The sequence below is a fragment of the Rhodosalinus sediminis genome, assembly GCF_003385555.1.
Lineage (GTDB): Bacteria > Pseudomonadota > Alphaproteobacteria > Rhodobacterales > Rhodobacteraceae > Rhodosalinus > Rhodosalinus sediminis.
Map to the genome: position 1 here is coordinate 1 of NZ_QOHR01000037.1, position 11,280 is coordinate 11,280.

At 66.0% G+C, this 11,280-nt stretch carries 10 protein-coding genes; 8 read left to right on the forward strand and 2 right to left on the reverse strand.

What is annotated here, in order from left to right; all coding sequences use genetic code 11:
- The 5 genes from DRV84_RS14180 to DRV84_RS14205 form a co-directional block, all read left to right on the forward strand.
- Positions 1 to 2,193, forward strand: a 2,193-nt coding sequence (locus tag DRV84_RS14180) for a baseplate multidomain protein megatron (RefSeq protein WP_192881433.1), incomplete at its 5' end; no start/stop codon positions are given.
- A gap of 10 nt (positions 2,194 to 2,203) precedes the next feature.
- The gene (locus tag DRV84_RS14185) at positions 2,204 to 3,322 is read left to right on the forward strand and encodes a DUF2793 domain-containing protein (protein WP_115981867.1); all 1,119 of its coding nucleotides are present in this window, start codon (positions 2,204 to 2,206) and stop codon (positions 3,320 to 3,322) included.
- Between the two features lie 19 nt (positions 3,323 to 3,341).
- Positions 3,342 to 3,629 (forward strand): DUF6127 family protein, encoded by a 288-nt coding sequence (locus DRV84_RS14190; protein ID WP_115981869.1) that lies wholly within the window; start codon positions 3,342 to 3,344, stop codon positions 3,627 to 3,629.
- Positions 3,630 to 3,697: 68 nt separating this feature from the next.
- Entirely contained in the window at positions 3,698 to 4,372 is a 675-nt protein-coding gene (locus DRV84_RS14195; protein WP_115981871.1) for a YcbK family protein, read from the forward strand.
- 162 nt (positions 4,373 to 4,534) lie between these two features.
- A complete protein-coding gene (locus DRV84_RS14205; protein WP_115981875.1) occupies positions 4,535 to 4,786 on the forward strand; it encodes a hypothetical protein in 252 nt (83 codons plus the stop codon).
- Between the two features lie 80 nt (positions 4,787 to 4,866).
- Here the strand turns inward: DRV84_RS14205 and DRV84_RS14210 are convergent, their stop codons facing one another.
- Both DRV84_RS14210 and DRV84_RS14215 read right to left on the reverse strand, forming a co-directional pair.
- The gene (locus DRV84_RS14210; RefSeq protein ID WP_115981876.1) at positions 4,867 to 5,307 is read right to left on the reverse strand and encodes a YdeI/OmpD-associated family protein; all 441 of its coding nucleotides are present in this window, start codon (positions 5,305 to 5,307) and stop codon (positions 4,867 to 4,869) included.
- Between the two features lie 139 nt (positions 5,308 to 5,446).
- Positions 5,447 to 6,241 (reverse strand): TetR/AcrR family transcriptional regulator, encoded by a 795-nt coding sequence (locus DRV84_RS14215; protein WP_115981884.1) that lies wholly within the window; start codon positions 6,239 to 6,241, stop codon positions 5,447 to 5,449.
- Between DRV84_RS14215 and DRV84_RS14220 the strand changes: the two genes are divergently transcribed.
- The 3 genes from DRV84_RS14220 to DRV84_RS14230 are packed head-to-tail and all read left to right on the forward strand — an operon-like array spanning position 6,240 to position 11,041.
- The gene (locus tag DRV84_RS14220; RefSeq protein WP_158547817.1) at positions 6,240 to 7,238 is read left to right on the forward strand and encodes an efflux RND transporter periplasmic adaptor subunit; all 999 of its coding nucleotides are present in this window, start codon (positions 6,240 to 6,242) and stop codon (positions 7,236 to 7,238) included. The genes DRV84_RS14215 and DRV84_RS14220 overlap by 2 nt on opposite strands.
- 3 nt (positions 7,239 to 7,241) lie before the next feature.
- Positions 7,242 to 10,367 (forward strand): efflux RND transporter permease subunit, encoded by a 3,126-nt coding sequence (locus DRV84_RS14225; protein ID WP_115981880.1) that lies wholly within the window; start codon positions 7,242 to 7,244, stop codon positions 10,365 to 10,367.
- A gap of 5 nt (positions 10,368 to 10,372) precedes the next feature.
- The gene (locus DRV84_RS14230; protein WP_115981882.1) at positions 10,373 to 11,041 is read left to right on the forward strand and encodes a DUF2461 domain-containing protein; all 669 of its coding nucleotides are present in this window, start codon (positions 10,373 to 10,375) and stop codon (positions 11,039 to 11,041) included.
- The last annotated feature ends 239 nt before the right edge of the window (positions 11,042 to 11,280 follow it).

Consider the following 11,280-nt stretch of genomic DNA (forward strand, 5'->3'; position numbering starts at 1 on the left):
GACTGGTTCTATGCCAGCGCGGCCGACCGCACCGCGCAGGTCCGCACGCCGATCACGGACGGCGCGGCGACCAAGCCGTGGGTGTTCCGCTACAAAGATCTGCGCGCCTGGTGGTCGAATGCGCATTACGACCGCCCGGGCGGGGTGGAGAGCGGCGCGCCGACGGCGTGGGCGCCGCAGTCCAAGCCGATCTGGTTCACCGAGCTCGGCTGCCCGGCCATCGACCGCGGCACGAACCAGCCGAACGTCTTCTTCGATCCGAAGTCGTCCGAGAGCTTCACGCCGCATTTCTCGCGGGGCTGGCGGGATGACGCGATCCAGCGGGCCTATCTCGAGGCGACGTACCTCTGGTGGGGCGAGGCCGCGAACAACCCGTTGTCCTCGGTCTACGGCGGCCGGATGGTGCATGTCCCCGAATGCGCCGCATGGACCTGGGACGCGCGGCCGTACCCTTTCTTTCCGGCGCTGACCGACGTCTGGACGGACGGGGCGAACTGGCGGCTGGGGCACTGGCTGACCGGCCGTCTCGGCGCGGTATCGCTGGCGGCGCTGGTCCGGCACCTTTGCCGGCGCGCCGGCCTGCCCGAGGATCGCATCGACGTCACCGGCCTCTGGGGCGCGGTCGAAGGCTACGCCATCACGGCGCTGGAAAGCCCGCGCGCCTCGATTACCACGCTCGCCCGCCACTTCGGGTTCGACGCCGTCGAGACCGAGGGAGTGATCCGCTTCATCATGCGCGGCCGGGCCTCCGTCACCACCCTTGCGCCCGACGATCTGGTGGCCGCCCGCGAGGGCGACGTGCTGGAACTGACCCGCGGCCAGGAGACCGAACTGCCTCAAGCGCTGAAATGGCAGGTCGCGCGTGCCGACGAGGATTACGACGCGGCCCTCGTCGAGGCGCGGCGGATCACGGTGGACACGACCCGGATCGCGTCCGAGTCCTTCCCGATGGCCGTGCCGCCCGAGGAGGCCGAGCGGCGCTGCCGCCGCGCGCTGATGGAGGCGTGGGTGGGGCGCGAGAGCGCCGTCTTCCGCCTGCCGCCATCGCGGCTCGCGCTCGATCCCGCCGATGTGGTGTCGTTCGCTCATGACGGCCGTGCCGTTCCTCTGCGGCTCGTCTCCGTCGCCGATGCGGATGCCCGCGGCGTCGAGGCGGTCCGCCAGGATCGCGAGGCCTACGACTTGCCTCCCGGCGCGCCGCGGCCCTCTGCGCTCTCGCAGGCGGTGGCGTTCGGCGCGCCCGAGGCCGTGCTGCTCGACCTGCCGCAGCTGACCGAGGACCAACCCGCGCACCGCCCCTTCGCCGCGGCGCATGCCGTGCCGTGGCCGGGCGAGATCGCGGTGTTCCGCAGTCCTTCGACGGACAGCTTCGACCTGCTCACCAGCTTTGGCACGCGGGCCCGGATCGGGACGCTGGTCTCGGACTTCTATGCAGGCCCAACCTCGCGGTTCGACCTCGGCAATGCGCTGGTCCTCGACCTGCTCACCGGAACACTGGAGAGCGTGACCGACCTGACGCTGTTCGGAGGGGCCAACGCGCTCGCCATCGAGAGCGCGCCCGGGGTCTGGGAGATCGTGCAGGCGGGCGAGGTCGAGCTAATCGCGCCAAGCCGCTATCGCCTGATCCGGCTTCTCCGCGGCCAGCGCGGCACGGAGGGGGCCATGGGCAACCCGACACTCGCTGGCGCGCGTGTGGTGGTGCTCGACGACAGCCTCGCATCGCTGCCGATCGCCGAGGCCGATCTCGGCATCCCGTGGAACTGGCGCATCGGTCCGGCGAGCCGCCCGGTCAGCGACGAAACCTATGTGGCGCAGGCCTTCACGCCGGAGGGCATTGGGCTGCGGCCGTTCTCCGTCGCTCATGTCGAGCAACCGTGGCGAAAGCCCCACATGCCCGGCGACCTGACGATCCGCTGGACACGCCGGTCCCGGGTACTCGCGGCCGACAGCTGGAGCGGGCTTGAGGTGCCACTGGCCGAGGAACTGGAAGCCTACGAGGTCGAGATCCTCAACGGCCCCGCCGTGAAGCGAGTGCTGAGCACCAACACGACCAGCGCGGTCTACACCGCCGCCCACCAGACCGCAGACTGGGGCGCGCCGCTCGCCCCCGGCGACACGCTCGACATCCGCATCTACCAGCTCTCCGCCCTCGTCGGGCGGGGCGCGCCGAAAACCGTCACGCTCACGTTCTGAAGGCCATCCGATGTCCGACGCCACGACCCATCTGCTGCTGCCCTACATCCTGGCGGCGCAGGCCCAGAAACACGTCACCCACAACGAGGCGCTGCGCATCCTTGACGGCCTCGTTCAGCTCTCCGTCCGCGGCACGGCCAGGACGGAGCCGCCGCCGGACTCGAACGATGGTGACCGGTTCCTTGTGGCACCCGGCGCGACCGGACCCTGGTCCGGGTGGGACAACAGCATTGCCTATCGTGTCGATGGGGCATGGATGCAGCTTCCCCCTCGGCCTGGCTGGCGGGCTTGGGTTGAGGAGTTCGACGGATCAGCAAATGGTCCGGGGGACCATTTGCCCGGAGAACGGCTGCTGCTGGTCTACGACGGGTCAGGTTGGGTCGGGACCACGCCCGCGGCGCTGCAGAACCTCGCATTGCTGGGCCTCGGCACCACGGCGGATGCGTCGAACCCGTTCTCGGCCAAGCTGAACGCCGCGCTCTGGACGGCGAAGACCGTGGCCGAGGGCGGCACCGGCGATCTGTTCTATACCATGAACAAGGAGGCCGCGGGCGACGATCTCGGGCTGACGCTGCAGACAGGCTTCGTGACCAAGGCTCTGGTGGGGCTCTTCGGCTCGGACAGGTTTCGGCTCGCGGTCTCGGCCGATGGCAGCACCTTCTTCGACGGGCTGAGTGTCGACAACGCCAACGGCATCGTCGACCAGCCCCGGCTGCCCCGCTTCAAGGCGTACACCAACTTCGACAACTATGTCGGTATCGGGGCCTGGACGAAGATCGGCCTCAACAACACCGACACCAACGATCAGGGCGCGTTCGACGCCGCGAACAACCATTTCGTGGCGCCCGTGGACGGCACCTACCTCTTCGGCGCGACGTTGCTCTACAAGATCAACGCCAGCGCCACGGCGCGCATGCGCGGGCGGCTCGTGCTGAACGGCACGACCGAAATCCGCGGCTCCCTCGGCGAAATCTCCGCCACCCACGTCTCGCTCGCCACCGCGATCTGGCTGCAGACCATGGTGCCCCTCACCGCAGGCGATACCGTCGAGCTGCAGGGGTATTTCCGGGTCGCGGACGGCTACTTCGCCGCCGACCACACGTCCTTCTGGGGCTGCAAGGTCGGCTGAGCAGCGCAAGGAGGACCCGATGACACCACCCAGATCCGAGGGCTTCGTGCGCATGCCCGACGCCGAGTTCGAGGCGATCCTGACGCGCGCCGCCGAGGAAGGCGCGAAGCGTGCGCTGTCCGATGTCGGCCTCGACGGCGACGAGGCCGCGCTCGACATCCGCGACCTGCGATCCCTGGTGGATTGCATCCGGCTGGTGCGCCGCACCGCGATGCAGACCGCCGTCCGCATGATCACCACCGGCGTCATGCTGGCGCTGCTGGCGGGCATCGCCATCAAGCTTAAAATCTTCGGCGGCAGCCCGTAGCCGCTCCCCCTCCCATCCATCAGCCCAACCGTACCCGCCCTCGAGGCGGGTTTTTTTGGAGGCCCCCCATGACGACGACCTTCCACCGCCATTGGCGCGACGTTCCGGAGAGCGCATGGCGCTGGCGGAATTTCAGCCCGGCTGAGATCGCCTGCCGGGGCACCGGCAAGCTGCTGGTCAACGAACCCGCGCTCGACAAGCTGCAGGCCCTGCGCAACCGGCTGGGCAAGCCGCTGATCGTGCGTTCCGCCTATCGCAGCCCGGAACACAACCGTGTCGTCGGTGGCGCCACCCGCTCGAAGCACCTCGACGGCGCCGCCTTTGACGTTGCCATGGCGAACCACGACCCTGCGGCATTCGAGGCGGCGGCGCGCGAGGTCGGGTTCCTCGGCTTCGGCTTCTATCCGCGCTCGGGATTCATCCATGTCGATCTCGGGCCCGCTCGCCAGTGGGGCGAGCGCTTCCCGATCCGGGCGACGGCCTTCGCGGCTGAAACGCCGCCTGCGCGCGAAGTGCTGGCCGACAGCCGCACCATGAAGGGCGGCGGGGCCGCCGGTGTGGCTACGCTGGGCGCCGCGGGCGTCGAGGTCGCCCAGAGCGTCCTGGCTGAGACCCAGTCCGCCATCCTGCCGCTGGTGCCGTACCTCGACACGCTCCGCTGGGTGTTCATCGCCGTGGCGCTCGGCGGGATCGCGATCACGATCTACGCGCGGCTGGACGATTGGAAGCGGGGCCGTCGATGATTGGTGCGCTCCTCGCTGGGTTCGCCACCAACCCGTGGGCCCGGACGGCTCTGCGCTACGGCGCCATCGCGCTCACAGTGCTCCTGTTCCTGTTCGCACTCCGGCGCTCCGGTGAACGCACGGGCCGCCTCGCCGAACGTCTCGAAACATTGGAGGAAACCAATGATGTTCAACGCCAGATGCTGGATGCGGCGGCTCGCCGTCCTCGCGACCGCGACGAGCTTGCTGAGCGGCTGCGCGACGGTCGGTTCTGACGGCGGCAGCCTCGGGGCATGTCCACCAGTTGTCCGGTACAGCCGCGAGCTCCAGGCGCGGGCGGCCGAGGAACTGGCCGCGTTGCCGGAAGACTCGGCGATCGCGGAGATGATCAGCGATTATGTCGTGCTGCGGGAACAGGCATCAATTTGCAAATGACACCTGCTGTAAACGAACGCAGTTGAACTTGCTTGAACTGTAGCAGAGACAAAAAATCGTTGCGGGTATTCAACACGCATTTAGTACTGCGCAACCTTTTCACCCCGCGCAGCATGGGACGCCACGACACCAATCCGGTTCGCGCGCGTGGCGGGCCGTTTCGCGGCAGCGATAAAGCGCAAAACGTTGCGCCGATAGGATGGTGCTGCGTCTTGCCACCATACCAACCCGCCCGTGCGTTCGAGCACTGCCAACAGGTCATCGGGATCGACGAGCGCATCCACTGCATCCGATGCATTCCACAATCCACTTGCCCGCCCGCGTTCCACGGCGGCGCAACCTGCGGGGTGCATGCGACCCTCATCCTCCAGCCGCGCGGCGCGCGTCTTGTAGCTTTGCGCCCAAGCCTGCTGTTTACGCGGGCTGATTAGCTGCATCGTTCGGTCATCGTCCAGCTTCAGGCGGCGTCCGTCGATCCAGCCATGGGCGACAAGCGCATCCAGCACCACCTCGCGCGACACATAGCGGTCGCGGTGCTAGGCCTTCCATGTCACCAGCCAGACGCTTTGCTCTTGCCCATGGTGATCGGCGAGCCAGGCCCAGAGATCGGCCTCGCTTTGAACTTCTATGCGCGCAAGGCGGTCCGGGTCCATGCCGAAGCTACTCTTTCTGCGGGTGGTCGGCGGACGGCACCGTCAGCAGCCGCAGGATCAGATCAATATGGCTTTCGCGGATCCGGTCGACGGGATTAAGGGCATCGCGATCGGGAAAATCGGCCGTCATTTCACGCTCTATGGCAAGAAAGATGATGGGTCCAAAGATCATCTGGCGCAGTCCCAGCGTGTCGAGCGGGGCGAAACTGCCGCGCGCGATCCCGTCTTCGATCATGCCGGTGACCAATGCGTAGTGGCGCGCGATGAAGCCGCCGTGAAACGCACGGGCAACCTCCGGAATTGTTGGCGCGACTTCGGCGATCATGGGGGCCATGCGGCCAACCGGCGTGGTCAGGTTTACGCGGTAGATTTCCTCCATCGCGGTTCGGATGCGCGCCTCGTCGCTCAGGGTTTCGTCCATGCGAATGGCTTCCAAACGCCGGACGGCACCTTCGTACCCTTCCGTGACGCAGGCGGTGAACAAGACCTCCTTAGACGGGAAGTGGTGATACAGGCTGGCCTTCTGAATGCCAACCGCGCGCGCAAGATCGGACATCGATGTGCCTGCATACCCTTGATCAAGGAAGAGGCTCACCGCGTGATCAAGGATGTCCTGACGCCGGGACTTTGGGTCGGACATTTCATCTCGCGACTGCATTGACATCGAACCTTCTTCAGCTAATTGCCTACCGACCGGTCGGGAGTCGATGCGGCAAGGGTAGTCAAGGAGCCGAGAAATGCAATGCCGTCCGCGCAGCCCGCTGAAGATAAGGCTTGCCATCTGGATCGCAGCCTTGGTCATGGGCCAACCCGTGGCGGCGCAAACATCACCGCTGCCGGCCGTCCGGACATACGTCGTTGCGTCGCCGTCCGAAACCGTGACGCGGCAGTTCTTCGGCCAGGTCCGCGCCCGCGAAACGGTCGATCTATCGTTCGACGTCGGTGGCACGATGACGCTGCTCGCCCCGGAAGAGGGGGAGCGCGTGGCCCGCGGTGACGTGCTCGCGCAGCTCGACCTCGATCCCTACGAACGCGCGGTGGAGCGGGCCGCGCTCTCGCTCGAGATGGCGACACGCGAAGCGCTGCGCGCCGCCACGCTTGCCGAACGGCAGGTCGGCGCCGCGACCCGCGCCGAAGATGCCGCAACCGCGCGCGACATGGCCGATGTCGCCTTGCGTGATGCGCGCGCGGCGCTGGCGGACGCAACCCTGCGCGCACCGTTCGACGGCCTGGTCGCCGTCCGGCTCACGCCCGCGTTTTCTGCCGTATCTCCCGGTCTGCCGGTCGTGCGTGTCCATGACCTGAGCGAGGTGCGTGTGGAAATCGCGCTGCCCGAACAGCTTTTTCAGCAGATCGGCGCGCTGGAGCAGATCGGTTTCACCGCTGACCTTCCCGGCGGGCCGGATGCGGCCCTGCGCCTCGTCGCGTTCCAGCCGGATACTGACCGGGTCGGCCAGAGCTACCGGGTCACTCTGGCCTTTGAGGACGCGGTGGACGTCCTGCCCGGGGCTTCGGTGACGGTGCGCGCCACCATCCCCGCGCCGCCGCAGGGCGTTCAGATCCCGGCATCGGCCCTTCTGGCCGGAAACGCGCGGGACGCATCGGTGCTGGCGCTCGTGCCACAAGACGAGGCGTTCGTTCTGCGCCGCCAGCCCGTAACGGTTATCGCCGGCGCGGGGTCACGGTTCAGCGTTGAAGGCCTGCCCGCGGGCACGGAAATTGTCGCCGCCGGCGCGCATCTGCTGCGCGAGGGCCAGACCGTGCGCCGGTTCACCGGCCTGACCACATCGGAGGATTGAGCGATGTCGATTGCCCGCACCGCCATCGAGCGGCCGATCTACACCTGGATCCTGATCCTGTTTTGCCTGTTGGGCGGTGCTTTCGGATACGTGTCCGTCGGCAAGCTCGAGGATCCGACCTTCACCCTCAAGACCGCGCTGGTCATCACGCCCTATCCAGGCGCCACGGCCGACGAGGTCGCATCGGAAGTGTCCGAGGTGCTGGAGGGCGAGATCCAGCGCATGGGCGCGGTGGACTACATCACCTCGCGCAACACGCCCGGCCTGTCGGTGATCGAGGTCGAGATCAAGCCAACCTACGACGGCGCGGACCTGCCGCAAGTCTGGGACGAATTGCGCACGCGTGTGGCAGATGCCGCCCCGCGCTTGGCCGAGGGTGCCCTGCCAAGCCGGATCAACGACGATTTCGGCGATATCTTCGGCGTCTACTATGCCGTGACCGCACCGGGGTTTTCGGATGCCGAACTGCACGAGATCGCGCAATTCCTGCGCCGCGAGGTGCTTAGCGTTCCGGGCGTCGCCAATGCCGACCTTCTGGGCCTGCCCGAAGAGGCAATCTTCGTTGAGCCCGACAGCCGTAGCCTCGCCAGTATTGGCGTACCCCCCGGCGCAATCCTCGGCGCCATCGGCCGGGTGTCGGCGATCAACCCCACGGGTGAGGTCACGGACGCCGGGCGCGGCCTGCGCATTGAGGCCCCGCAGCCCGACAGTGATACGTTCGATATCACGGGGCTGACCATTGGGGCGGAAGGGCAGACGTTTAACCTTGCCGACATCGCGACCATCACACGCGGTCGGGTTGACCAGCCCGACCAGATCATCCGGCACAACGGCGTAGAGGCGTTCACGCTGGGTATCGCAGGTTTGCAGTCGGAAAACATCGTCGACGTGGGCGCCCGGATCGAGGCGCGGTTGGCTGATCTGGCCAATGTGCTGCCTGTAGGTGTGTCAGTGGAACCGATCTATGAGCAGCACCGTGTCGTCGACGATGCGAACGGCGAGTTCCTTGTCAGCCTTGCGGTCTCGGTCGGCGTGGTTATTGCCGTGCTGGCGCTGTTCATGGGCTGGCGGGCGGCGGTTGTCGTCGGGCTGACGCTGCTGCTGACGGTGACCTTCACGTTCTTCTTCATGATGCTGTTTGATATCAAGGTCGAACGCATCAGCCTTGGCGCATTGATCATCGCGATGGGCATGCTGGTGGACAATGCCATCGTGGTGGCCGACGGCATGAAGCTGGAAATGCGCAAAGGGCGTCGGGCCGCCGATGCTGCAACCGAAGTGGCCCGCAAAACGCAAGTTCCGCTGCTTGGCGCCACCATCATCGGTGCGATGGCCTTCGCCGGGATCGGCCTGTCCCCCGACGCATCGGGCGAGTTCCTGTTCTCGCTGTTCGCGGTCATCACCATATCGTTGCTGCTGTCTTGGGTGTTGGCTGTGACGGTCACGCCACTGTTGGGGCATTATTTCTTCAAGGTCGGCGGTCTGGCCGAGGGCGAAGACCCCTACAATAGCCCCATCTTTCGCGGCTATGCAGCGGTCGTGCGGGGGGCGCTCCGCGTGCGCTGGCTGGTCATCGTGGCCCTTGTCGGTGGCACCGTGGCCTGCATCGGCGCGATGAGCATGGTCACGCAGCAGTTCTTTCCACCCGCCAACACCCCGCTGTTCTATTTCAATTACAAGGCCGCGCAGGGAACACAGATCGGTGAGACCGTCGCGGACCTCATGGTGATCGAGGACTGGCTGGCAGCGCGTGACGACGTGGTCGCGACCACGACAACCGCCGGGCAGGCGCTCACACGCTTCATCCTGACCTACACACCCGCCAAGCCGGATCCGTCCTATGGTCAGATCCTGATCCGGGCGGAAAGCTTCGACGCCATCCCGGCCCTGCGTGATGATCTGGCAGCCTTCGCGGCTGAGGCCCTGCCCTGGGCGGAAACTCGGGTGGAACAGATCATCTACGGCCCCCCGGTGACGGCGGACGTGGAGGTGCGCTTGTCTGGCCCGGACCCCGACGTGCTGCGCGAGTTGGGCGATCAGGCGCTGGCGGTCTTGAATGCGTCCGACCTGTTGCACACCCAGCGGATCGACTGGCGCGAGCGGGAATTCACGACGCGGCCCGTCTATGCGGCTGACCGTGCACAAAGGATCGGCGTGACCCGCGCCGATGTGGCCACAGCACTTGCACTGGCTACCGACGGTGTGCCCGCAGGGAGCATCCGTGAGGGCGACCGCGATATCCCGATCCTCGTACGCACTCCGCGCGGCGAGATTACCGAGGATGGCCGCATCCGCGACCAGATCGTCTTTGCGCCCGTGACCGGCGGGTATGTCCCACTTGACCAGGTCATCGACGGGTTCGAGGTGATCGCCCGCGACACAGTGATTGCCCGGCGCGACCGGCTTTCCACACTCAGCGTACAGGCCTTCACCATCCCCGGTGTCATGCCGCCGACAGCATTTGTGCAAGTGCGTGGCGCCATCGAAGCGATGAGTCTGCCGCCCGGCTATCGCATGGAATGGGGCGGCGAGCACGAAAGCGCGGGAGAAGCGCAGGCGAGCCTTGGCAAGCAGATGCCGATCGCGTTTGGCACCATGCTGCTGATCACGGTGCTGTTGTTCGGCAAGCTGCGTCAGACGGCGGTGATCTGGACGGTCGTGCCGATGGCCGTGAACGGCGTGGCGCTGGGACTTTTGTTCACCGGATTGCCGTTCAGCTTTACAGCGCTTTTGGGCCTTCTCAGCCTGTCGGGCATGCTGATCAAGAACGCGATCGTGCTGGTCGAGGAGATCGACCTGCAGAAATCCGAAGGCGGCCTGTCGCAGTCACAGGCCATCGTGACGGCCTGTGTCAGCCGCCTCAGCCCAGTGGTTCTGGCGGCTGCGACGACGATCCTGGGCATGGCGCCGCTATTGTTCGACGTGTTCTTCGCATCCATGGCGGTGACGATCATGGCGGGCTTGGGCTTTGCGACCGTGCTGACCCTGATCGGCGTGCCGGTGTTCTACCACACCTATCTGCGCGCGGAACGGCGCGCGGAAAAAACGCAACCTGGCATCTCTCATCCAACGGACGCGAGACCTGAAACACTAATCCTGACGCCGCCCCCGCGTCTGGCAGCGGAGTAAACGACATGAGCGATGGATTTGATTCAATGGTCGCGCGCGCCCGCACGTTTTTGGCTGAGTTGGCACAGAACAACGACCGCGTTTGGTTCGACGCGCACAAGCAGGTCTTCAAGGCCGAGATCGAGGACCCAGCCAAGCTGCTGACCGAGCTTTTTGCCGAAGACCTGTCGCGCCTGACCGGCGCAGCGCACGAAGGCAAGATGGGCCGCATCTACCGCGACGTCCGGTTCTCCAAGGACAAGAGCCCCTACAACACCTATCTGCACTGCTACTGGCGTGGCGGTGGACACCCTGCGCAAGGCTGGCTGCTGAACATTCGCACCGAAGGCGTGGAGCTGATGACCGGCCTGCACGCGCTCGATGCAGACGGCGTGCGCCAGTACCGCGCCGCTGTCGATAGTGACGGCGACGCGCTGGTCGAGGCGATGGACGTGGCGGAAGCCGCCGGAGCGGACCTTATGTCCTTCGGCGACGAAGTTCTGAAACGGGTTCCGAAACCCTTTGAGGCGGATCATCGTCATGCGGACCTGTTAAAGCGCAAACAAATCATCATGGGCCGCCGCCTGACCGAGGCCGATATGGCGGACGGCCTGATCGCCGCGATGACAGCGGCAGCGCATAATCTTGTTCCGTTCTGGAGGTGGTGCAGCGAAGCAATGCGGCCGGATGCGTGATCGGTTGACGCGCACGACGAGAGGAACCTCATGATGATCGTCGATTCAGAGAACACTGCGTTGCTGATTTAAAAGTTATTAATTTCAGATACTTAAATGGAGAAGGTTCGACGTCAGGCCCATCCCCTCCGCCACTTGCCCCCGCGAAAGCGTTCTCCCGATCCGGCTGTGGCCGGATTTTTCCGTTGTTTTCGAGGGTTATGCAGATGGGGCTGAGCACTAGCCCCGGCACCGGGAGC

Bases quoted from the DNA above. Each gene is read 5' to 3' on its own strand.
- DRV84_RS14185 (WP_115981867.1), top strand. From the start codon at position 2,204: ATGTCCGACGCCACGACCCATCTGCTGCTGCCCTACATCCTGGCGGCG.
- DRV84_RS14190 (WP_115981869.1), top strand. From the start codon at position 3,342: ATGACACCACCCAGATCCGAGGGCTTCGTGCGCATGCCCGACGCCGAG.
- DRV84_RS14195 (WP_115981871.1), top strand. From the start codon at position 3,698: ATGACGACGACCTTCCACCGCCATTGGCGCGACGTTCCGGAGAGCGCA.
- DRV84_RS14205 (WP_115981875.1), top strand. From the start codon at position 4,535: ATGATGTTCAACGCCAGATGCTGGATGCGGCGGCTCGCCGTCCTCGCG.
- DRV84_RS14220 (WP_158547817.1), top strand. From the start codon at position 6,240: ATGGGCCAACCCGTGGCGGCGCAAACATCACCGCTGCCGGCCGTCCGG.
- DRV84_RS14215 (WP_115981884.1), bottom strand. From the start codon at position 6,241: ATGACCAAGGCTGCGATCCAGATGGCAAGCCTTATCTTCAGCGGGCTG.
- DRV84_RS14225 (WP_115981880.1), top strand. From the start codon at position 7,242: ATGTCGATTGCCCGCACCGCCATCGAGCGGCCGATCTACACCTGGATC.
- DRV84_RS14230 (WP_115981882.1), top strand. From the start codon at position 10,373: ATGAGCGATGGATTTGATTCAATGGTCGCGCGCGCCCGCACGTTTTTG.